At 38.4% G+C, this 24,302-nt stretch carries 16 protein-coding genes; 6 read left to right on the top strand and 10 right to left on the bottom strand.

Translation table 11 applies throughout. From position 1 onward, the window contains the following. The first annotated feature begins 47 nt into the window (after positions 1–47). The 5 genes from GJ691_RS11460 (at position 48) to GJ691_RS19620 (ending at position 4,796) form a co-directional block, all read left to right on the top strand. Entirely contained in the window at positions 48–1,241 is a 1,194-nt protein-coding gene (locus GJ691_RS11460; RefSeq protein WP_154366996.1) for a glycoside hydrolase family 88 protein, read from the top strand. Next, positions 1,241–3,655, top strand: coding sequence for a glycoside hydrolase family 2 protein (locus tag GJ691_RS11465; RefSeq protein ID WP_343033480.1), 2,415 nt, complete (start codon positions 1,241–1,243; stop codon positions 3,653–3,655). The genes GJ691_RS11460 and GJ691_RS11465 overlap by 1 nt, the downstream gene beginning before the upstream one ends. A 162-nt stretch (positions 3,656–3,817) precedes the next feature. After that, the gene (locus tag GJ691_RS19610) at positions 3,818–3,973 is read left to right on the top strand and encodes an alginate lyase family protein (RefSeq protein WP_218944434.1); all 156 of its coding nucleotides are present in this window, start codon (positions 3,818–3,820) and stop codon (positions 3,971–3,973) included. A 42-nt stretch (positions 3,974–4,015) separates the two neighbouring features. Beyond that, positions 4,016–4,180 (top strand): alginate lyase family protein, encoded by a 165-nt coding sequence (locus GJ691_RS19820; RefSeq protein WP_218944435.1) that lies wholly within the window; start codon positions 4,016–4,018, stop codon positions 4,178–4,180. Between the two features lie 16 nt (positions 4,181–4,196). Further along, a complete protein-coding gene (locus tag GJ691_RS19620; RefSeq protein ID WP_282056105.1) occupies positions 4,197–4,796 on the top strand; it encodes an alginate lyase family protein in 600 nt (199 codons plus the stop codon). Between the two features lie 103 nt (positions 4,797–4,899). On the opposite strand, the gene rhaM is transcribed toward GJ691_RS19620, so the two are convergent. The 7 genes from rhaM to GJ691_RS11505 all read right to left on the bottom strand — a co-directional run bounded on the left by rhaM (position 4,900) and on the right by GJ691_RS11505 (position 16,839). After that, positions 4,900–5,214 (bottom strand): L-rhamnose mutarotase, encoded by a 315-nt coding sequence (gene rhaM / locus GJ691_RS11475; protein WP_154366998.1) that lies wholly within the window; start codon positions 5,212–5,214, stop codon positions 4,900–4,902. Positions 5,215–5,241: 27 nt separating this feature from the next. Next, the gene (locus tag GJ691_RS11480) at positions 5,242–6,495 is read right to left on the bottom strand and encodes an alginate lyase family protein (protein WP_179955106.1); all 1,254 of its coding nucleotides are present in this window, start codon (positions 6,493–6,495) and stop codon (positions 5,242–5,244) included. 52 nt (positions 6,496–6,547) lie between these two features. Continuing rightward, positions 6,548–7,633 (bottom strand): glycoside hydrolase family 88/105 protein, encoded by a 1,086-nt coding sequence (locus tag GJ691_RS11485; RefSeq protein ID WP_282055904.1) that lies wholly within the window; start codon positions 7,631–7,633, stop codon positions 6,548–6,550. 66 nt (positions 7,634–7,699) lie between these two features. Then, positions 7,700–10,267, bottom strand: coding sequence for an endo-acting ulvan lysase-like protein (locus tag GJ691_RS11490; protein WP_484502592.1), 2,568 nt, complete (start codon positions 10,265–10,267; stop codon positions 7,700–7,702). 68 nt (positions 10,268–10,335) lie between these two features. After that, entirely contained in the window at positions 10,336–12,594 is a 2,259-nt protein-coding gene (locus GJ691_RS11495) for a glycoside hydrolase family 3 N-terminal domain-containing protein (protein ID WP_154367004.1), read from the bottom strand. Between the two features lie 28 nt (positions 12,595–12,622). Next, complete coding sequence (locus GJ691_RS11500) at positions 12,623–13,975, bottom strand: family 43 glycosylhydrolase (RefSeq protein WP_154367006.1); 1,353 nt, start codon at positions 13,973–13,975, stop codon at positions 12,623–12,625. Beyond that, complete coding sequence (locus GJ691_RS11505) at positions 13,972–16,839, bottom strand: alpha-L-rhamnosidase (protein ID WP_246200163.1); 2,868 nt, start codon at positions 16,837–16,839, stop codon at positions 13,972–13,974. Before GJ691_RS11505 ends, GJ691_RS11500 begins: the two co-directional genes overlap by 4 nt. Positions 16,840–17,569: 730 nt before the next feature. Here GJ691_RS11505 and GJ691_RS11510 point away from each other — a divergent pair. Next, on the top strand, positions 17,570–18,493 hold the full coding sequence (locus GJ691_RS11510) for a hypothetical protein (RefSeq protein WP_154367008.1): 924 nt from the start codon (positions 17,570–17,572) through the stop codon (positions 18,491–18,493). Between the two features lie 60 nt (positions 18,494–18,553). Here the strand turns inward: GJ691_RS11510 and rhaT are convergent, their stop codons facing one another. The 3 genes from rhaT to GJ691_RS11530 form a co-directional block, all read right to left on the bottom strand. Then, a complete protein-coding gene (rhaT, locus tag GJ691_RS11515; protein ID WP_154367010.1) occupies positions 18,554–19,606 on the bottom strand; it encodes an L-rhamnose/proton symporter RhaT in 1,053 nt (350 codons plus the stop codon). 27 nt (positions 19,607–19,633) lie between these two features. Beyond that, the gene (locus tag GJ691_RS11520; RefSeq protein ID WP_154367012.1) at positions 19,634–22,468 is read right to left on the bottom strand and encodes a glycoside hydrolase family 2 protein; all 2,835 of its coding nucleotides are present in this window, start codon (positions 22,466–22,468) and stop codon (positions 19,634–19,636) included. Positions 22,469–22,888: 420 nt separating this feature from the next. Continuing rightward, positions 22,889–24,289, bottom strand: coding sequence for a sulfatase (locus tag GJ691_RS11530; RefSeq protein ID WP_154367268.1), 1,401 nt, complete (start codon positions 24,287–24,289; stop codon positions 22,889–22,891). Positions 24,290–24,302: the final 13 nt, after the last annotated feature.

Below are 24,302 nucleotides of genomic sequence, written 5' to 3' on the forward strand. Positions count from 1 at the left end.
CTCCCCAAAGAGGCTGTATTTATAAAAGCTTTTTAACCTATATACTTATGATCAGACTCCAACATTTTACACTAGTACTCCTAATGATCTCCATGAACATAGGGTGCAAGTCGAATGAGAAGGATAAAACCGCTTCAAAAACAATAACAATTGATTCGACATTGCAGATTCGTTATCAAAAACTTTTGGATTATCCATTAGACTCTTTGGCTTTTCCACGAAGTTATACCCCTTCGACCAATACCATCCACAAAGTGCCTTCAAAAGATTGGACAAGTGGCTTTTTCCCAGGAAACCTATGGCAATTGTTTCAATTGACCGGGAACGAAGCGTTTAGAACCAGAGCCATGGCATGGACAGCCTTTATGGAAAAAGAAAAATTCAATAACAAAACCCATGACATGGGTTTCAAAATATTTTGCAGTTATGGTGAAGGTTATCGCATATCGCAAAATGAAGATTATAAAGAAATCATTCTACAAAGCGCAAAAACACTCGCTACCCGTTTTAATGAAAACGTAGGAAGTTTGCGTAGCTGGGATTTTAACAGTGATATATGGGAGTTTCCCGTAATCATAGACAATATGATGAATCTAGAGCTATTGTTCGAAGCAACGCGAATGTCCGGTGATAGTACTTATCACAAAATAGCAGTAAAACACGCCAATACCACTTTAAAAAATCATTTTAGGGACGATAATAGTAGTTATCATGTGGTTATTTATGATACGATTACCGGGGCTACCAAAGACAAGGTTACACATCAAGGCTACGATGCCGAATCGGCATGGTCAAGAGGTCAGGGATGGGGAATTTACGGGTTTACCATGTGCTATAGATATACGAGAGACCCTGCTTATTTAACACAGGCCCAAGCGAGCGCGGAATTTTATCTCAACCATCCCAATTTACCAGAAGATGGCATTCCTTTTTGGGATTTCAATGACCCGGACATCCCGGCTTCACCAAGGGATGTTTCGGCCGCAACGGTTGTTGCCTCTGCCTTATTTGAGCTATCGGACTATGTGAATAATCCAGATTACATTGCGTATTCGAACAAAGTTTTAAAAACATTACGATCGGAAGAATATATTTTGGACACGACCGTCGATGCTCCTTTTATTCTTGATCATAGCACAGGCAACTGGCCTAAAAAAGATGAAATGGACGAACCCATTGTTTATGGGGATTATTATTATTTAGAAGCACTATCAAGAGCTGAAAAACAAAAAATAAAATAGTGAGAAACTTTTATTCCTTAAGTCTTGTATTTTGCTTGGCTTTAATGCTGGTTTGTCCCATGATGGCACAGGAACATTCGCTCCGAACAAAACAGAACATCAATGATAAATGGAGTTATAGTGAAAACTCAACTTCACTTGTACATTTAATCAAACAGGATAATCACTGGACCACCGTTAACCTTCCTCATACCTGGAATTCGGAGGACATTGCGGATAGTTCCCCAGGGTATCGTAGAAAAGGTAGCTGGTACAAAAAGTACCTTAATGTTCCTAATATTGACACAAACAAAAACTATTTTCTTTACTTTGAAGGTGCCAATATCAATTCTGAGATTTATATCAACGGAAATAATGCGGGTGGACACATTGGTGGATATATCGGTTTCGATATCGATATAACCCCATACTTAAAAAATGGTTCCAACGAAGTACTGGTACGAGTCGATAATGGCTATAACCGCGATATAATTCCTTCCCAAAAAAGTGATTTTTTCATTTATGGAGGTATCACACGGGATGTGTGGCTTGTAACCAAACCCAAAATTGCAATGGGCAAAGTAAAACTTACAACCCCCATAGTATCCAATGCCAATGCAACTCTAAAGCTGACGATTCCGATAGAACAGTATACTTCCAACTCCAATATAGAGGTTGAAGTAATTTTGAAGGACCCCAATGGGAAAAAAGTTTCCAAAGTAAAAAAAGAAGTGGTTTCTTCTAATACTGGACTTTCTATTGATAAAATTAAAAATCCCAAGCTTTGGGATACCGGAACCCCGAATTTGTATTCAGTGGAGATACTACTTTTAAAAGATGGGAAGATTATTGATATGTTGACAGAAAGGGTAGGTTTTCGATGGTTTGAATTTAAAGATCACGGGGCTTTCTATTTGAATGGAAACCGGCTTCTGCTCCGCGGAACGCACCGTCATGAGGAACATGCCGGTGTTGGGGCTGCCATGACCAACGAAATGCATCGAAAAGATATGGAATTGATAAAGGAAATGGGAGCCAATTTTGTTAGGCTGGCACATTACCCCCAAGATCCTGAAGTCTATAAATCGTGTGATGAACTGGGACTTTTAGTCTGGGATGAACTTCCTTGGTGTCGTGGTGGCGTAGGTGGCGAAGTCTGGCAAACCAACACAAAGAACATGCTTAAAGAAATCATATCACAAAACCACAACCATCCAAGTATTATCATTTGGTCTTTAGGTAATGAGATGTATTGGTTACCCGATTTTGAAGGTGGTGGGGATGTTGATAGAATGAACACTTTCTTAACGGAGTTGAATACAATAGCCCACAATTTAGATCCATCCCGTAAAACGGCTATCCGCAAGTATTATGAAGGAGCCGACATTGTGGATGTTTTTTCGCCATCCATCTGGTCTGGCTGGTATTCTGGCAGCTACAAAAGCTATCAGAAGGCAATCGACACCTATAAACAACAATACAAACATTTCTTACATGCGGAATATGGCGGTTCAAGCCATGTCGGAAGACATTCTGAGAGTCCTATTACCGGGGAAGGAGTAATACAATCGGATGGATGGGAAGAGGCCATTGTACAGACCCAAGTCTCAAATATTGCACAAATCGGTGATTGGAGTGAAAACTATATAGTAGACCTTTTCGATTGGCATTTACGCATTTCTGAAACCGATCAGGACTTTGTAGGAAATGTGCAATGGGCATTTAAAGATTTCGGAACTCCACTCCGGCCAGAAAACGACATTCCCTATATGAACCAAAAAGGATTGATGGATCGGGCAGGAAAACCTAAAGATGCCTTTTATGTTTTTAAAAGCTATTGGGCAGAAGATCCATTTGTTTATATAGAATCACATTCGTGGACCGAGCGACAAGGGCCTAAAGATTTAGCCAGGACCATAAGCGTGTTTAGCAATTGCGATAAGGTCACCCTATATCACAATGGAATAGAATTGGGCACAAAAATAAAGGATATCAATAGTTTTCCAGCTTCCGGATTAACATGGGATGTGCTTTTCCAGGAAGGTGGTAACGAGCTTGTAGCCATAAGTGGGGACAATACGAAAAACATTGTAAAAGACACATTAAAAGTAAACTATCGGTATCAAAAAAACGGTGCGGCAAAACGATTGACACTTTCATCTAAAAAACTTGATAATGGCAACTACTTGGTTACTTCCATTGCGGAAGATGCAAACGGATTACGCTGTTTAGATTATGAAGACAAAGTTTATTTTCAATGTTTAGAAGGAGGTAGGACCTTTAATAACCAAGGGACTCCCACAGGAAGTGAAATTATCGGAATGGCAAATGGCAAAGCATCCATAGAAGTTATTCCAGATAAAACTACACAAGATGTAACCATAATGGTTTTAAACCAAAATTTCAAGGGGACTTATCTGACAATAAAAAAGTAGGTTTCATTTATGTTTTTAATACATCGTATGTAAGTATAGTATTTTAATAAAATTTTAAAATGTGAAGTATTTCGTAATCTCCTTTCTGGTTTTTTTTATGGGGTGTAAGGCCACTCAAACAAATCTTGAATATTCTTATTTTGATAAAGAAAAAATAGGGTTTTGGATAAGGCAAAGGCATATGTAGATGCAGAACCCATTACTGTTACCGCAGGGACATGTGAAAGAAGTACAGGAAATAAAAACGATTTCTATTCCGAAGGTGACTATTGGTGGCCTGCCCCCGACAATCCTAACGGACCTTATATTCGTAAGTAAGGATTGACGAATCCCGAGAATTTTGCCGACCATAGGAAGGTTATGATACGTTTTAGTCAAATTGCCGGAGCATTGGGGTCGGCATATGTTTTTACCCACGATAAGAAGTATGCTGAGGCATTATTGCCCCATCTGAATGCTTGGTTCATTGATAGGGAAACAATGATGAACCCCAATCTACTTTACGGGCAGGCGATTATGGGGTAGGGTTTCTGGAAGGGGTATAGGAATAATCGATACCATACACTTACTCGAAGTAGCCAAGTCTATTATGGCGATGCAGGATTCCGGATATATACCCCAAGAAGATTTAATAAAAATAAAGGATTGGTTTATCGAATATTTAAATTGGATTACAACACATCCTTATGGTATATCAGAAAGGGATAACGGAAACAACCATAGTGTTTGCTGGGCACTACAGGTTGCCGTTTTTTCAGAATTGGTGGGGAACACAGAGCAATCGAAGTTTGTGAGGAATATGTACAAAAACGAATTGTTACCTCAACAATTGGCCCTAGATGGTTCTTTTCCTTTGGAATTAAAACGTACAAAACCATACGGATATTCCCTTTTTAATCTTGATGTAATGACCGCGCTATGTCAAGTGCTTTCCACTCAGGACAACAGTCTTTTTTCATATACAACAGATAATGGTAAGGGAATAAAGAAAGGGTTATCTTTTCTCTATTCTTATGTAGAGGATAAAAATCTATGGCCCAATGGCAAAGATGTTATGTATTGGGACGAATGGCCTGTTCGCCACCCTTTCCTGATTTTTAGTGGCCTGGCTTTAGAAAACCAGGACTATATTGGGTTATGAAATACCTTGGAGGCTGATTTTGACAATTCCGAAGTAATACGGAATTTGCCTATTCGTTACCCTACGCTTTGCTTACATTGAATGGGGTGAAGATTTCATCCTTCTATTCCATATAAAAAACTTCTTTTAGGGGAATTGAAATAGGAGAACTATCTAGGTTGGTTTCCATAATGTCCTCCATAAAGGCCCACCATTTTTTTACAATCGGATTATCCGCCAAATCTTGGGAACCTCCATTTCCCGATACTTTTTGAAAAGCGAACAGGGTGTTTGTTTCCGCATCCAGAAAGATAGAATATTCACTTACACCTGCTTGTTTTAAAAGCTCTTTTAACTCGGGCCAGATGGCATTGTGTCTTTTGGTATATTCTTCACTGGTATTGGGTTTCAGTTTCATTTTAAAGGCCAATCGTTTCATAAATTTATCTTATATATTATATTCTATTTAGGGTAGGCAAGGATATAATAGCCGATTTATATCATATTTGTTCTTTTGGGTAATATTCATTTTGCAGTACTCCTCTATTTGGTGCATACTGCCAGTGATGACGAACATTTGCCTTAACCTTTCAATGGCATCATCAATATTCCCAAGTTGTTGATAGGGCCACTGGTTTACTTTATCAACAAAAGGTAAAAGGTAATCGTATGCTTTTTGAATATCCCCAGAAGGGGATTTGTAGTTCCATAAATCAATATTTACCCCTTCTTTTTTTCCGAAAAATGCAAGTTTTGTTAGTCCGGATAGGTTTAGGATACTATAGGTAAGGGCTTTTGTACGTTCTAACTCGTGCAGTTGCTTGCCATCGGGTTCTATTTGTGGGTCAATACGATTTTGGACTACGGATTCTAAAACGGCTCTTGCCTCTTCGGTTCTGTCAAAGAATAATAGTAAGGATACTTCTTGTACATCATAGAGGGTACCGTGGTTGTTTTTTCTTGACTTTTCAAATAGACCCAGTTCACTTGTTTGAAGCCATTTCAAATAATTGGACATCCATTTTCTAAGGGCATTGCCCAATTTTGGTTCCAATTCATTTTCCATTTCTAAAACCTCGATAGCGGTAATGATGTTTTCGATGCCTGCAAATTCTATAACACCGAAACCTCTGCCTACGCTCGATCCAGGAACGCCCTGGGCATAATTCAAGTTCGGTTTCATTTTAGTAGCCTCATCCACGAACCAAACCTTGAGCAGCTCTTTAGTCTTATCGGCATATATGATATTTCCCGAGAAAAAATACGCCAAAGAAAGTGTTTTGACGTTATGGATCATTTTATCCTTTGCTGGGTCATCAACATTTTCACCCCTTGTGAGTGGATTTATCTTGCCATCTTTGCGGATCCATGGTAAACCGTCATCTTTATCGGGATCTGGCCACCAGTAAGGAGCCAAGCTCAAATAATCGTGCTTGTCTCCACTTGGGGCGATTTGTTTCTTTTCCATCACGGAAAAAGGTCCTTCTTTAAATGCCTTGTCCGCAGCCCTAAGTAACTTGTCGTAAGCTGATCCATAATATTCATTTCCATTTTGAATAGCTTTTTTAACTTGGGCAAGTTGCTCAAAATTATATATAGTAAGCGTATTGCTGATTCCTATTTTTCTGGGTTCATTTACAGGGGCAATATCACTAATGTGTATGCCGTTTTTAGTGTTACCATTTACTTGGCTTTTTTGACCACATATTATGTTCATCATAAATACGATGTATAAAATGGGCCATTTCAAAGTATTAAATAACATATCATTATTATTGCAGTTTCAACAACTCACTACCGGCCAATAAGAAAGCACCTGTGCCATAATTCTGCCAGCTATCTTTTGTAGCAGGTTCAGGACTGGCTCCTATATCCTGTACCCAACCTACCATGCCGTTTTCATGTTGGCAGGACATTAATGCTTGCCATGCTTTGGTGACCGAAGGGGTATATTCAGCCTTTTCAAGAATACCATTGTTGATACCCCATGCCAATGCAAAGGTGTAAAAACCACTTGCACTTACTTCGCCATGATCAAAAGATTCCGGAGATAGTAAACTGGTTCTCCATAATCCATCAGCTTGTTGTAAAGATTTAATGCGAGCAGCCATTTCTTTATAAAGGTCTACATAGAAATCGCGATTTTTATAATCTTCGGGCATATCGGATAAAATCAATGCAAGACCTCCTAAAACCCAACCGTTACCTCTGGCCCAAAATATTTTCTTTCCATTTTCTTCTTTCAGGTCTTTTTCGTTTACGCCCCATTGGAAACGGGTATCCCTTGCAAAAAGATGTTCTTCTTCATCATATAACAAATCATAAGTTTGTTTATAATAGGTATGCATCGCATCCAAGTACTTTTGTTCTCCAGTTTGTTTGGCATATTCAACAATAACAGGCGGGGCCATGAAAAGGGCATCACACCACCACCAAAGAATTTTTTTCTCTGCATGTTTGTCGGTCCCGTCTTTCCAAGGATTAGTTTCAAAAAGGTGGATGTCCAAAAATTCTTTGGTAGGGGCAAGGTCAACAAGATTCCTTCTTGTAGAATTGGCATAGAGATATGTATATGAAATAGCAACATCATCAGCGTGATAGGTGCGGTACAAGGGTTTCCAATCATTTCGGTATCCCATTGTTTTTAAAGCTGCTAAAAAAATGGGATTTTTGGTAGCTTGATGGGCTCGGGAAACACCAACGTAGTAGGCGCCATTGGTCCAATCTGTTGGTGCCAAGGCGAAAATTGGATGGGCTTCTTGCCATTCCATGGCTTTTACCATGGCCTTTTCTATTTTTGATTTGTCAAAATTTTCCTGTGCATTGATTCCTATGCCATATAGTATTGATAGTAACACTACAATTGTTTTGAATCTTGTTCTTTGCTTTTTGTTGTTCATCATTTTGTACTTAAAAAAGAGTTATTATTCTTGCGTAGGTTTGTAAATTTTAGTTTTAAAGGCATCATTTTTCAGAGTGATGCTCTTTGTTGTTTTTACCTTTGGGATATCTTGCTTATAATCTATAAAGACTGCTGTGGATTCCCCTGTATTTGATATAATATTCGTATCCTTATATTTTAACGAGGAACCGTCCCCCATATAAATTGAATGTAGGGAATTTTCATTATCCAATGTGATGACGGCATACCTGCCAATAAAGGAAATTTCTTTATCTAAATCTGTAAATTCTGAATTGCTGGAATCTTGGATGATCACAAATTGCTTCAAATTCTTGTTATTAACCTTGCTGCAAATTTCAAATCCTTTGAAAATGCCATTTTGTTCAAGTTTATGAACAGATGTAATGCTGCCCTTATTCCCTTTGATGGGTTCGTATACTACCGCAAAAGGATTGTTCCAAGCTTCCCCTATTTGACGAATTACCAGAGTAGGGGTCTGTGATTCTCGATAGGGTATGGGCCCTTCTGTACTTGGGGGAGCCATAACCTTGGTGTATTCCCTTTTATTCGCACCCAAAACAAAAGCCTTCATTTTAATTGGTTTTGGGTCTAATTTAGTAGCAGAGAATGTTGCGGTTACGTTTTCGGAATGAATATTAGAGGTTTCAATGAATTTAAAATAATGCCATCCTGGATGTCTTGCTTTTTTATTGTTGGTCCACGGTTTGTTTTTTGAATTGGAGAACCGCTCATTATCAGGTTTTAATACCAATGGTCTGGTATGGGATGTTAGGGATAACGATTCCCCAATATTATGGTAGATATAATCATGGAATTGATTTGGAAGTGACGATTTAGACCTGAAAACATCAATGTAATACCCTGTTTTCGGAGAGGTCCTAACTATTCCCAAGGTCCTTTCTTGAATGGCCTCGGCATTATCTCCCTTGTCATCAACAAAACGTGTCATTGAAAAGGAATTCATTGGAGAAATAGCTTCGGTTTTTGGTTTAGGCTCGGTAACGATTTTTTGAACCGTGTTGATCTGCAGTCCGGCCCAGCCTCCTTTACCTTCTGATGATCCATTGACTATAACCGTGTTGTTAGAGGCAAACAAGCGATAATAATTTTCATGTATTTCGCTTCGGTATCGGCTACGTCCCGATTTGTTTCCCAGTACAAAACCTTTACCGTACAATTCCAAGAACATTCCCGTTGCATGGCCATGAACATAATGACCTCCGCCAACAAAACCCATAAGAGCATCTGCAGGTTTATTGGTTTCACTTAGATTGCGTTGCAGAACAATACCAGCGAAGGGTAACTCATCGGTAACAGGTAATGGATAATCTTTAATACTACCATCAATGCTAGGTTCGAACCAGAGTAATTTAGTTGGTTCATTGTAATGCCTTGCCCCATAATTTCGAAAACCCAATTTAAATCTTATATAGTCACCTCTTGCAATTGCGCTATTTATTAGCGAACCATAGATTTTTCTATATTTTTCTTGACTTTCTAGTTTCGCTAAATAATAAGCGGTTTCATAGGCTTGATAATTAGGATTGTATTTTCGATGACCATCACCAAAGAGTATAGTTTCGGTTTTGTTGGGATAGGTAAGGTAATAGGGTTTAGGAAGTGCCTCAAGAATTTGTGGGTACTTTTGCCCTAAGTGTAATGAAGGGTCGTATTTGGTCAATAAGGTCATTAAATAGGTTAAGAAGGTATTGACCCCATTGGCGTAGTTTATACTTTCGGGCCAGTCGCCATCATAATCCAGATAGTGGGCGGCTACTTTTGCCAAGGCATCTTGGTGCTTTGTGTTTTGGGTCAAAAAATAAGGCAATAGGCTATTGCGTTCCTCGTCATCATCCAAAGCCAAAATATTACCTACAAGGCTGGGAGACTCCAAAACAGGCCAGTTGCAATCGATAATGCCACGTTCAAGAGCCAATTTTACGTACGTCCTGAATACTTTTTGTCCATCTTTGAAATTAAAGGGAACCATGGCATTTTGCCCTAAGTCATATACATTGCCCTTATTTTTTAAATAGGGATGTACAAAGTCATAAATAATGGGTAATTGGGCGCCGATTTCACGCGCTTCCCTAAGATGATCCTTGGTATATAACCAACCTGCATTGTGTTTTTCCTGAGGTGATGGTAAGGCCAGCAGGCCATTTGTCACATTGTGCAGCACCGAAGCAGCATACTCGGCATAAGGTTTTTCATCGGTCAGGAAATAAAGCACCCCACAATCAATGGCAGTTTGTAGGTAATGCATCAATACAATCTGTTGTTCCCTTGATCGACCATCAAAATCAGTAAATGTTTGAAATGGCGGAAAATGTGTTCCTTGTCGCTGTCGCAAGTTCCAAGGGAGTCGGTACAGGTATTCTTTCTTATCCTTTTGATAGGCAGAAAGGTCTTTTTCCACCCTTTCGGCAAACTGCTTGTAGTACGCCTTGATTTCACTATGATCTTCTATTCTTTGAAGAACAATAGCTTTGTCGGCTTGTTTCACCCAAATAGAAGGTCGTTCAACAGACTGGGAGAACAAACTGATATAACAGCACAAAAAACACACTAGTGACAATTTGTGGTGTCTTGTTAACAGTATTTTATCCCAGACGCTGTTTTCGAAGTTTAGCATGCTTATTTTTCTAAACGGAATTTGGTTGTTATTCCATCTTTTGAAGAAGTTCCTATCATTACCGTGTAGTCACCTGCTTCCAATATCTTTTCCATAGTAACGCCTGTGAATTCCAACATTTTTGGTGTTATGGTAAAACTTACGGTTTTTGATTCACCGGGGGAAAGCTCTATTTTCTGGAAACCTTTCAATTCTTTGTCAGGGCGGGTGACAGACCCTATCTCATCCTTCAAATACATTTGTACAACTTCCTTGGCCTTCATTTTCCCGGTATTGGTTAAGGTTGCACTTACTGTTATTTCCGAAGTTGGCGTAATGGTTTTGTTCGATAATGTAATATTGTCGTACTCAAATTTGCCATAGCTGAGTCCATGACCAAAAGGATATATAGGTCCGTTTTCTATGAATAAATAACCTTTTTTAAAGTTGATTTCCTTCATACTATAATGAAAGGGCATTTGTCCAATAGAGCGCGGTATGGTAACTGGCGATTTTCCTGATGGCGAAACTTCGCCAAAAATGATTTTAGCAAGGGACGAATCTCCCAATTCGCTCAAATCCCATCCATCTAAAATGGCATCGGCCTCCTTTGATATGGTATTTATAGAAAGAGTTCTCCTGTGTTTTAAAACAACGATAACGGGTTTGCCAAGTGCTTTGACCTTCATTAATAATTCATCCTGAGCACCAACTGGATCTATAGTTGCACGATCTCCCAGTGCATTGTTGAAAAAGGCTTCTTTTGATGTAAATTCGTCTCCACCCAAAAACAAGATGGTAACATCTGACTCTTTTGCCAAACCTACCATTTTTTCTATAGTGGCTTCATCTGTATGTAAAAGGTTGGGGACACCTTTGTTCTGATCGGTAAGTTCAAAACCTTTATCGGCGATGAAAGTCGTGCTTTTTCCGGCAACGGATTCGAAAGCAGCCTTAGTGTCTTCATTCAATAAAGGACCCATTAAGGCTATCTTTTGATTGGATTTTTGAAGTGGTAGCGTATTCCCTTCATTCTTCAATAGAATTATCGATTCCAGGTCTGCTTCTTGGGCCAAAGCCAATGAAGCTTTTGAGCGCACTTCTTTCTCAACTTTTTTAATATCGATATAAGGGTTGTCGAATAATCCCAATATCATTTTCGTCCGAAGTACCCGTTTTACTGAGCGATCTATCATTTTTTCAATACTTGGGTCTTTTTTGACCATTTCCGGTAAGTAGGCATAGGAATCTTCAGCATAAAGGTCTATGTCTATACCTGCAACTAAGCCCATTAATGCAGCGGCTTCCGGTGATTCGGCCACCTTCATGAAATAATAAAGTCGTGCGATATCATTGGAATCTGAAACCACATAGCCATCAAAACTCCATTGGTCCCTTAAAACGCCGGTCAGTAATTCAGGGTTGCCATGACTGGCGACACCATTTAAATCGCCATGTGATGCCATAATACCCAAAGTTCGGGCCTCCTTAACAGCAGCCTCAAACGGTGGGTAGACCTCATCGATTAATGTACGTGGTGATATTTCTATTGCGGCAAAGTTAGAACCACCCAATACTTGACCATAACCGGCAAAATGTTTAGCCACGGCGCCGATGTGCGTGCCGTTACCTAGACCCTCATAATCACCTTGTACACCTTTTATGGCGTTCACGACCATTTGAGTGGTTAGGTAAGTATCTTCTCCAAAAGCTTCTGACATTCTTCCAAAACGTGGGTCACGAACAATATCCGCTTCCGGTGAGTGGCACATATGCATTCCCCGTAAGCGGGCTTCTTTACCGACTACATCCCATACTCGGTGAACAAGCTCAGGATTAAAAGAGGCTGCTGAAGTGATCGGCCTACCGAATTTGGTACAGCCTTCTGCATCTACACCGTTATATGATTCTGTAACGAACAAGGCCGGTATGCCCCAACGGTTACTTTTGATAATATACTTTTGCAGTTCGTTATTCAGTTTTGCGGCAGCTAAGGGAGAAATATGTTCTCCTGGATTTTTAATGCCGGCAATGCCAAGTTTTAATTTTTCTATGACTCTATCTGATAGTTCCAATCGCCCTTTTTCATCAGATTTGACCCCGATATTGGCATGGAAAATTCGCATTTGGGCCACTTTTTCCTCAAGGGACATTCGCGGTAATAAATCCTCAACCCGCTCATTTATGGGGAGCGTTTCGTTTTGATAAGGCATCTTCTCCTTTTGGGCATGCACAGATAAAAGGGTAAATACAGATAAATAAGTTAAAAACAGGTATTTCATATGATTCTACTATTGGTATATAATCGATTTATTTATAAAAGGTAAAACTATCTATTTCAAGGGATGTGCCATTTTGCTCAAAAATCATGATAAATAGGTTTTCGATTTCTTGAAAGGATGAAATAGGTAACGATAAGGATTTAAAACCGTTTTGGGTTTTTCCTAATCTGAATTCTTTGGAGGCAAGAAGTGCTCCATCAAGACTATCGCGTCTTATTTCAATCATGAATTGACCATTTTCGTTGGCATTCACTAGTAAATTGATACCGGAATAATCCTTTGCTCCTTTAATATTCGGAAAGTTCAAATAGCTTTTTTGTGCATTGGTCTTTACCACAAAACCATTTTTTCCGGATTGCTTTTGTACCAAACCTTCGGCCTTGAAATAATCTTCTGCCTCGATTTTGGACTGTTTTGCCAAGTAATTTCCAACACCTACACCATCGACACGTATGGTTGCCATTTCCCCATTATCTTTATAGTGGATATAACTTATAAAAGTGTCCCTGAACCAACGGTTGCCGGTTTGGCTTATATCGCAATAGGCATAATACCATTGCTTGTGCCATTCAAAGAATGAACCATGTCTTCCCTGTAAAATTCCAGCTGGCCAAGTTGGGGCCTCATGGCCTTCGGTAAAACTTTCCGTATTGATGATACTGGCTTTATAATCATAAGGACCGTATAAGTTGTCTGACATAGCATAAAAACAACCCCAAGACAAATAGTATTTTCCATTATATTTATGAAGAAAAGGCTTGTCATCAGTAGGTTTTTCAGTGTTCTTACCGTCTTGGTTGTAAGGACCTCGCGGATTACGGATCTCCAGTTTTTTTGGGGTTTCCGCAAGACTGATCATATCATAGTTCAACTTGGCAATATAATAGTCCCATACCCCAAAAATGATATAATGTTCACCATCTTCTTCAAAGATGGCCATATCATACTCGTGGGTAGGGGTTAGGTCTTCCTGCAATAGGGGAGCCCCTAAGGGATCGACCCAAGGTCCTACCGGAGTATCGCCAATCACGACACCGGTCTGCTCGTTACCTTCAGAGAAATACCAGTAATACTTTCCATTTTTATACCCGACATCCGTAGCCCAGCAACTTTCAAAAGTTTTTCCAATAAAGGTGTCTTGGGGTTTCAGGGTATTTCTATACGTCCAGTTCACCAAATCGGGGGAGGACCATACCCACCAATCTTCCATGATGAATCCTTTATTGTCTATGGATTTGTCATGGGACGCATAAACGTAAGCCGTATCATTGAAAACATGCACATGTGGATCATTCAACCCTTTATTTGGCACAATGGGATTTTGACCATAAGCGGCACATCCAATTATAAAACTTATTATAATGCAGTTAAAAAATCTCATTTCTTGTAATTTATACTATATGATCCTGAACCAATGTATATACCGTTTCCGGAAGTTTCCAGTGCTTTGATCTTTTCCCAAGGTTCTCCATTGATTTTTAAGGTTTTCTTTTGGATTTCACTCAATGGAAGAATGGCTTTTGTATTGAATGGCACTTCCAAATTCATTGTGAATACACCGTCGGTTACAGACCAAGAATTTTTTATGTTTCCGTATGGTGTGGGTACAGAAACATCTGTACTTGTTATAGTATCGGGAAATTCGGGATGAACGATGAACTCTTTGTATCCCGGTTTGGTTTTTGAAGATTTTATACCTCCAAGCGATTCGAAAAAATAAGCTGCGAACCCACTATGCATCGGGTGATTCAGGGAGTTGGTCGGTCCTTCCATTTTCTCCCATTCAAACTGGCGTTCTGGCCATGTTGTGAAACCGGAATTCATTACATAGGTTTGGCTTGGGAACTCCGGTGTCGTTAATATTTGATGTGCTAAATCCGCTTTTCCATATTTCGTCAAAACCGTATAAATATATCGGTTGCCATGAATGCCCGTTGAATGGTGGCCACCTTTAACGGCAACGATATCATAAACTAAACCGTTTACTACCGCTTCTATTGCTGTATCTGGGACCATACCGAATTGTAAAGCTTGAACGGTTGCTGTTTGGCTACCATACCATTTATGTTCGGTATTGGGTATTTCTATTAAATATGCGGTATTAAAGGCTTTTTTCAAAGCTTCTTTTTCATTTTTCATTTCAGTTTCAAAAGCCGCATCTTTATTCATCTTCGCAAAGTTTTCCATGATTCCGAGCACATCATAGAAATAGGCATTTGCGGAAACTATTGGATTACATTCCATAGCGCTTGGGTTTTTTCTTCTATCCCAACGTGGTGGGCACCAATCGCCCATACCATCTTGCATAATTCCATTTTCACCTTTATATGACAAATAGTAATTGGTTAAATCTTTCATGTCCTCGTAATAATCCTTAACAATAGTCTCATCGCCATAGTATAAATAATTATACCATGGCAAATACATGGTTGCCACTCCCCAATCGATTTTCGCGTAAGTTGATGTACGTTTCCCTGGAGCTATCATTGTTGGCACTTGAAAGTTAATATCCGGATTATTATGTCCTTTGGTAGGGCGCATTTGTGTACTTATATCTTCCATATATTTTTTATAGAAGTCGTACATATCGTAATTGTATAATGCATACTCACAAAAGGCATGTGCATCACCGAGCCAGCCACATTTTTCGCGGTGCGGACAATCTTCGGGGATACCATGTACATTATCAACAATCGTCCATTTACTGATACTGTGCATTTTATTCAGTAATTCATCTGACGAAGCAAAACTACCGGTTTCTTGAATATCGGTAGCAACCAATACCGCTTTGATCATATTGGCATCCGGTTTTTTCGAGATGCCCTTGATCTTAGCATATTTAAAACCATGATAGCTGAATTTTGGTTCCCAAGACTCTTGTTTATCGCTTTTACAGATATACTGATAAATCTGTGGCATACCATTGGCGCCACCACCGGTAGAACCTTGAAAAATATCCTTACCATTGTTCAATAGCGCTTCTGTAGTGATTACTTCTATGAGTTGCCCTTCTTTTTCTTTTACGTTCAACTTTACCCAACCTGCAATGTTTTGTCCGAAATCAACGATCCACTCACCATCAGACCCTTTAAAGACCTTAACTGGTTCTAGCTCTTTTAGTTTTTTTATTGCAGGAATTTGCTGCGCACTTATTTTATCTATTTTTGGTGAAGCCAATTTGGCATTACCCCAAGATTCATCATTATACCCTACCGAATTCCAGCCATTTATTTCGTAACGTGCATCATAAGTGTCACCACCATAAACATTATTGAATACGATGGGTCCTGTAGCCTCTTTCCAAGTGTCATCGGTATAAATATCTTTTTCTGTACCATCTTCATATTTAAGTTTTACCAATAGTTTTACGGTTGGCGGTCCGTAAGCTAAATCCCTTTCCGATTCCGGATCGCGTTTCCACGAGATATTTTGTCCATAAAAACCATTGCCTACTATGATTCCAAAGGCATTCTTGCCAGACTTTAGTGCTTTGGTAATATCATAATTCACATAATATGCTTGTTTATCGTAATTGGATGGTGCAGGATCAAGAACATGGTCACCCACCTTTTCTCCATTTAAATACAGCTCATAGTAGCCTAAACCGCAGATGTAAGCTTGGGCGTTCTTAATTCCTTTGGAAATATCAACTTCATTCCTAAAGTAACTAGCAGCAAAACCATTGACCTTTTGCGGTGTTTTCATTCTGCCCGTTTTGTAATCCCTGAATTGGTAAGGCGATGTTCTGGTATCTTTGCTTAGTGTAATCCATTTGGAATCTCCCCAATTTTCATTGTTCATGAGACCCATTTCAAATTTTTGAATATCGGACCATTCTGAAGGTTGTTCTTTTTCGTCCCAAATTTTGACTTTCCAAAAATACTTTTGCATCGCTTTTAAGGCTTTGCCATTATACTTTACAAAGGTTGATTTGGAACTGGTTGTTTTACCTGAATTCCATACATCTGCATCATTCTCATTCAATATTTCTGGAGACGATGCCACCAATAATTGATATGCCGATTGTGATTTGTTCAATTCTTTGCTGCTGACATTCCATGAAAATAGGGGTTGTTCGGTTTCAATGCTTAAAGGCTTTTCTTTATGGTTGCAAGTGAGTTTTTGAAAAGCCAAAGTACTTTTTTCATGATTTGGATTACATGAATAGAGAAATGAAAAGAGTAAGCAACCTAAAATCAATTGTTGGTTCATGCTACTATCTATAAAAGAAGAAACCTGATTCATTATTATTTTTATGAAGGAATTTGTATACATTTAAAAGGTGCTTATTGTGTTTTTATAGTTCTTGAGAATTTTTATTGTACCAGACAAATTAGTCTAGCAGGTATAGGATTGTCACTCTTATTATAAATAGTATATATATAAAATTGGGAATGCCTTCTTTTCATTTATTATTACTTATTGCATGGGCGGTTGAATTTTACATTATTAATAAAATCACTGAATTCCATGGTCAGTCCCGGGGTTGCTAAACCTTTCTTTTTGACAAGGTAAAAATGGCCCAGGATCAAAAGTGGAAACCCAATAAAAATGCACTTTATTTAGTGTTTGTCCTAATGCACTAAAATAGACTTTTCCCACTTTTAAAGTATCCTGTACTATGCGGTTTTGCTTCCATTTTCCTCTCTGCAGTCCCAAATGAGGGTAGTCTTTGTTTCTTTACAAAGACCTTATGCTTTTATATAATAGGTGCGAACAAATGGTTGTTGTTATGAGGGTACAGGTTACTTTCTAGAAGTGGTTCGGCTAAATTTGATCTGGTTGCATGCTTTCTTTTTTGTAGGTATCACCGGAATTGTTAAAAATGATATATCTGTCACTCAAGGCCCTTCAAAATGACATTCGTTGCAATATCTTTTATTTCTATATTAATGTAACTCTTCCCAATCAGTATACCACAGGACGGTTTAGCATGGTTAAAAATATATTTTAGTCAAAACTATGGCTAACTCATATGAAAAACTTAAACTTCTATTATAAATTCATATCGATATTCACTTTATTTATTATTGCGTCTGTAACTTCTTGCCAATCGGGAGATGACCTTTCTGGAGAAGAGGGTGTAATCGATCCTTATCCTGTTGAAGAATCAGAAGTAAAAGATGAGGAAACAGGCACGTATACCACTTGTACCCAAGCAGGCACGAATGCGGATAGAGTAACAGATATAGCAAAACCTGTAAATGTTGGTACTATTGATGATCGAAGTTGTTACGCGAACTACAAAGAGATCACTATTGATGGTACTGTTTGGGGCATGTATAATATTACACACGAATCCAATCATATAGATGCACCAAACACCTTACAACCTAGGATCGAACGCTCCTTGGCCAGATCCCAGACCACGGGTATAGGAAGTTATGCCAGATTTACGGGTACCGTGCGAATTCTTGAAGTAGGCAAAACCAATAGTGAAGGTAGCGATGGCACTTATATAATGCAAGCTAAAGGAAAGCATACTGGCGACGGAGGCTCGGCAGATCCCGCCATTTGTTTGTATTTGGCAAAACCTGTATATGGTGCAGATGAAAATGGTAATCAAGTACAGAAGTCATTTAACATTTATCGAGAACAAATTAATTATAGAGGAGGTTCAGGAGCGGGAGGAAGAGATATCGTTTATCTTACAAATATTGAAAAGAATACTCCAACCGATATTGAATTAGAAGTAGGTTTTAGACAAGATACAAATGATGCCTCCAAAAAAAATCATTATGCCGATGCTGTAATTGGGGGAACTTCTTTCAATTGGAACATTCCAGAACCGGAAAGAGGAATTCAATCAGGAATTAGATATGGCGCTTATCGAGTTAAAGGAGGTAGAGCACAAATTAGGTGGGCAAATACTACGTACAAGAAAGTGGAAAATAACTAATTTCCTTTAGTGTTAATCGGGATATAACTTATTTGATAGATATATAGAAGCACCTATTAACTAAAAAAAATTCCCTATTCCAACTAAAACAATTGAAAATAGAATTACTATAATTCCAGCAGCTATTGTTAGTTTTGTTTTTTTTGCAACACCATGCCACTCTTTTCGGTATATCCCCCAAAGATTTGCAGTTAGAATAATGGTAGACATATGTAAAATCCAAGAGCTCGCGCCATTACCCAGTTTACTTTCACCCATTCCATAAAAGAAAAATTGCAAAAACCATATAGTTCCTGCCAAAGCTGAAAACAGTAAATTTTTACTTATGGGTGTATTGGGATTCGTGAAATCTTTATATGATTTATTTTTTAAACTTAATATGGTGGTCCAAAAGAAATTTGTGGTTAGACCTCCCCAAAGAATGACTATAAAAGTAACATTGTTGGCGAACAAATGATTATATCCTGCTTTTACGGCAGCATCTGCTAAAGGTTTACCTACTTCTATACCAAAACTAAAAAATGAGCTTAAAATTCCTGAAAGCACGGCAACTATCAGCCCTTTCACTAGATTGAATTCTAGAATACTTTCCTTTTTTTTATCTTCTGAAAGCTCATTTTCTTTCATGATACCAGCTTTACCACAAACAGATATACCAATAACACAAACCAGAACACCCAGCAACACTATTTGTCCTCCTGAATTCTTCAACATGTCGGTGAAAGACACCTTTCCTTCTGTAGGAACGATGTTATAATAAACTGAAGGCACAATGGCACCAAATGCAGCGCAAAAGCCTAATACTACCGAATTGCCCAAAGACATTCCCAAAAAGCGTACACCTAGACCATAGGATAACCCCCCAACTCCCCATAGCAAACCCATTAAAAAGGTGAAACTTAAAATTGAATTTGAACTTGATGATATAATCTCTGTAAATCCAGGTACCGTTAACCATGCTGCGATTGGCGGTACAATTAACCATGACATAACACCACCGACCATCCAATAGCTTTCCCAAGCCCAACCTTTTACTTTATTGTAAGGCATGTAGAAACTACCTGCCGCAACTCCTCCTAATGAATGAAATAGTACTCCTAATATTGCCTGCATAGTCTTAAAATATTCTTGATATGATAATTACTCCAATTCTATGTCAGTCCTTTTGGCTTTTATATCGGTTTTGTTCCAATTTATATACATGGAAACAGATCCTTTTATCTGCCCATCAATATTGTTTGGTTGTGCATCCGGACCAAATTCGGTGGCAGGTTTCCATTTAGATCCCACGGCGGAGATATGGTCAAAGAAGAAGAGACCTTCTTTTTTAGGGTAGCTCCATATGGCACGTTTGGCATCTTTTGCATTGATAGGATTCAGAACTCCCAAAATGACATCCGTTTTGTTCTGGAAGCCAATGTTCAGGTTGTTTTTTAGGTAGAAAACAGCCCAATCCCAAGGGGCAAAGCAACCTTCGAAAGATGGTGGGTTGTATACCAATCCAGGAATGTTCACTTGTTTCTCAACAGCGTAAACATCTAATGACCCTCCCTCTTTTCGGTTTTTCCAAATACGCTCAGGACCTTCACCTAACCAGCGTTTACGAAGCAATTCATCAGCATTTATTTCTACGCCTATACCAGTGTAGTTGTATTTACCGGAATCTAGGGTGTAAGCATAATCCAATAGAATTTCCCCGTTGGTTTTGAGTGTCCACTTAATATAATCAAAACCTTTACTGTCTTTGGTTTCAATAAGCCAATTTCCACCTATTTGGGTCGCATTGGCTTTAGACGAATTGTTCGTGTAGGTTACTAGTGAAGTATCGGCTTGTTCAAAAGTCAGGAACGGGAAATTTCGAATACTTGTGGGCTTACCTTTGTCGGTTACAGAAAGTAAAACACCACTATTGCCATCAAATTTTAAAAGTGTATTTTGTCTTTGGAAAGTAAAAGGTTCGTTCTTTGATTGTTTAAATGGAATATTTATAGAAGCTCTAAAGGTGGGGCGTTTGGATGTTGAAATGGGCAAACGTTTATCGTAAACCAAATTCCCTTTGGTATCATAGACCTGAATGGCCAAAGCATCATTATTGACAAACGAAGAAGGTAGATTCAGCGATAGTTTTCCTTTTTCGCCAGCTCTGATATCGGTATTTATTTTACCGGAAGCCACGGTACGGTGACCATTGGGAGTACCATCTGGATTGGCGAAGTTTATAAGTTTCCATTCAATATTACATTGATTCAAATTGGTGAATGTGAATTTGTTGTGAACATTAAGTTCGCCGGAAAAGTCGTCACCTATATTTTCGTCACTTATGGAAATAGGGGACCAGATTTCACGAATGGCATAAAAACTACCATCTTTTTCACCATGTGGACCTACGATACCATCGGCGGCCTTGGCTCCTTGGTTATCTGCAACATACCCATTGTCCGTTCGCATTAACCCTTCGTCAAATAATGCCCAGATGGTAATACCCCCGCCCACTTTAGATTTTTCGAACAAATCCCAATAGGTTTTAAGGTTGGCGGCACCTCCGCCATCATAAAGGGCATGAAGTGTTTCATTAGGTAAGTAAATATGATCTTCTTTGAACAGAGCACGTTTTACGGTTTCATAATTAGGGTAATAAGTGGTGTTCACAATATCCCAATCGGGAGTATACCCTTCAAAGATATTTCCATTTTTAGGGGCGTTTTTTAAAGGGCGTCTTTTTTGGATGTCCCATTGGTGAAATACGGAATCGAGTTCTGGATTATGGGCATTGTGGTTTCCATTACTCCATAGAATAATGGAAGGGTGATTTACGTCTCGCGTAACAATCTCTTCGACGATTTGGGCTCCTGTTTTCGTGTCTAAGGGTTTTACCCAGCCCGTTGTTTCGTCCAAAGAGAGTATCCCTAAAGAGTCACAAAGATCAAAGAAATATGAGTCTGGAGGGTAATGACACGGACGAACACAATTGAAATTTAAATCCTGCATTAATCGCACATTTTCTTCCATGTTCGATCTTGAAAGTGTTCTTCCCGTTTCGGGCCGGAAACTATGCATATTGGCACTCTTTAAAAGAAGACGCTTATTATTGAGATAAAAACCATCGTGATCACGTACTTCAAAGGTTCTAAAGCCAAATTTTTGTTTATATGTATGTAATACTTCTTTCTTATTTTTTAGTTTTATTTCTACAGTATAAAGATTAGGGAACTCGTGAGACCATTGTTTAATATTACTAAAGCTGGATTGTAAAGTTGTTTTATTATCGGTTATATTCGCTTTGAATTCCTCGCCTACTTTATTATGGTCTACATCATAGATTTGCGCCACTACACTTTTGGCATTCTTTATGCCGTTAGTAAAAACGTCCATGGTAAAATCACCCGTCATTTGTGCATCAATGGCTACGTGCTCAATAAACTCAGCAGGTACTTCTTGAATAAATACGGGCCGAAAAATTCCACTAAAAAGCCAAAAATCGGCATAGCGCTCTGCTTTTACTAACGATTCATTACTAGAGGAACTATTCACCTTTACCTTGAGTTCGTTCTTTCCATCTTTTAGATAATCGGTTATTTCAAACTTAAATTCAGTAAATCCACCTTGGTGGAATCCAACCTGATTTTGGTTCAGTTTAATATTGGTATCGGTCATTGCACCTTGGAAAACAATAAAGTATCTTTTTTTCTGGTTTTTTGAAAAATCAAACGAATGTCGGTAATACCCAATAGAGGGTTTTTCGCCTACCATTTTATCCATTCCGTAAAGATAATAGCCAAAACCTTCCGTTTCCCAATTGGAGGGTACCGGAATGGTTGTCCAAAACCCGCTATTTCGACCTTCACTTATTTTAAAATCCCAATCAATAGCTGTTTCTGCATCTTTACCTGATAAATAAACTTTACTCTGAGCTTTAGCATTTGAATACAGTAGTATAAAGAGCAGGAAAACGATTGGAATGTTTTGATTATACATTATTCATTTTTTTAATAATTAAATTTAGACGGATGATTCTTATATATTATCCTGTGGTATCAGGTATTAGAAGTACAATGGCTCCAAATAGGCAACAAAGGCCCAATACTACCGATTTTCCCAATTATATACCCAAATAGCGTAAACCTAGGCCATAGGATAGTCCCCTAACTACCGATAGCGAACCCATTTAAAAGGTGAAACTTAAAATTGAATTTGAACTTGATGATATGATCTCTGTAAATCCAAATATCGTTAACCATGCTGCGATTGGCGGTACAATTAACCATGACATAGCGCCATCGACCATCCAATAGCTTTCCCAAGCCCAACTTTTTACTTTATTGTAAGGCATTTAGAAACTACCTGCGGCAACTCCTCCTATTGAATGAAATAGAACTCCTAATATTGCCAGTATAGTCAACTTTTATTATACTTATTAATGTATTCGGGATTTTTGGTTGCTGGAACGGGCGCATTAGTTTCTTCCCACCATTTCTCAAGTAGTTTTATTAATTCCTCCACTTTTTCAGGATAGGTTTCTGCTAAGTTGTTTCTTTCTCCAATGTCGTTGGCCAAATTATATAACTCCTCTCCATTATCTTCAAAATAATAATGAAGTTTCCAATCTCCTTTTCTTATAACAGATCCTGGGCGTGTTCTAAATAAGGAATCTCGATTTTCGTTATCATTAACATTATAAGCTTCCAAATAAATGGGGAAGTGCCAAAATAACGAACGCTCCATAGTTTGCACTTCTTCTTCAAGAATAGAACTTAAATTATTCCCATCTAGAGATAGTGAATTCGTATCAATTCCAGCATAATTCAATACCGTTGGAAAAATGTCCAAATTGGTTATTGGAATATCACTTTTGGTATTTGAACTTATTTTATTGTTCAGAACAAAGAAAAAGGGTTCTCTAATACCACCCTCATAATAACTTCCTTTTCCAGCTCTTAACGGTTTTTGTTTGGTAATTCCATACAATCCTCCATTGTCTGATGTAAATACAATAAGTGTATTATCAAAAAGGTCTCGTTCTTTTAATTTATGTATGAGCATACCAATATTTCTATCGAGATTATCTACCATGGAAGCATATTTTGCATTGCCTTGTCCTTTCCAAGATTCCTTTTGTTCATATTTAGGCACTATACTGTCTACCGCCATTATGGGTACGTGCACCGCGTAAGGTGAATAATTAAGGTAAAATGGTTTTTGTACCGTATCAACAAACTGTATGGCCTTTTCCATTATGGCATCTGTTAAATATTTATCTGGACTACCATCAATAGTTATATTTTTATAGGGTGGGTAATAACTTTTGGGAAGACCGTTATGACCGCCTCCAATATTTACATTAAAACCATATTTCAAAGGGTCATTACTTAAATGCCACTTTCCTGCATGACAGGTTAAGTATCCGTTCTCTTGCAAAACCTGTGGCAAAACTTTATGTTTAGGTGATAAGGTATGTGTGTTTTTAGTAGGGATTAATTTTCTATTTTCAGATTTCCCCCGGTCAGAAGGGCTAACTGTATAAATACCGTGTCTTGGTGTCCATTGGCCCGTCATTAAACAAGCTCTGCTAGGTGCACAATTGGATGCTGATGCGTAGCCATTTGTAAAGACCATACCTAAACTAGATAGGTAATCAATATTGGGGGTTTCATAGTATTCACTACCCATAAAGCCAACATCTTTCCAGCCCATGTCATCTATGTTTATGATGATTATGTTTGGAACTATCGATTCTTGTTCGCTATTGCATGAAGAATTGAGTAAAACTATTAAAACTAAAATTATTAGCCTTTTCATAATGTTTTTAAAA

Origin of the sequence: Maribacter luteus, from assembly GCF_009674825.1 — a bacterium.
GTDB lineage: Bacteria > Bacteroidota > Bacteroidia > Flavobacteriales > Flavobacteriaceae > Maribacter_A > Maribacter_A luteus.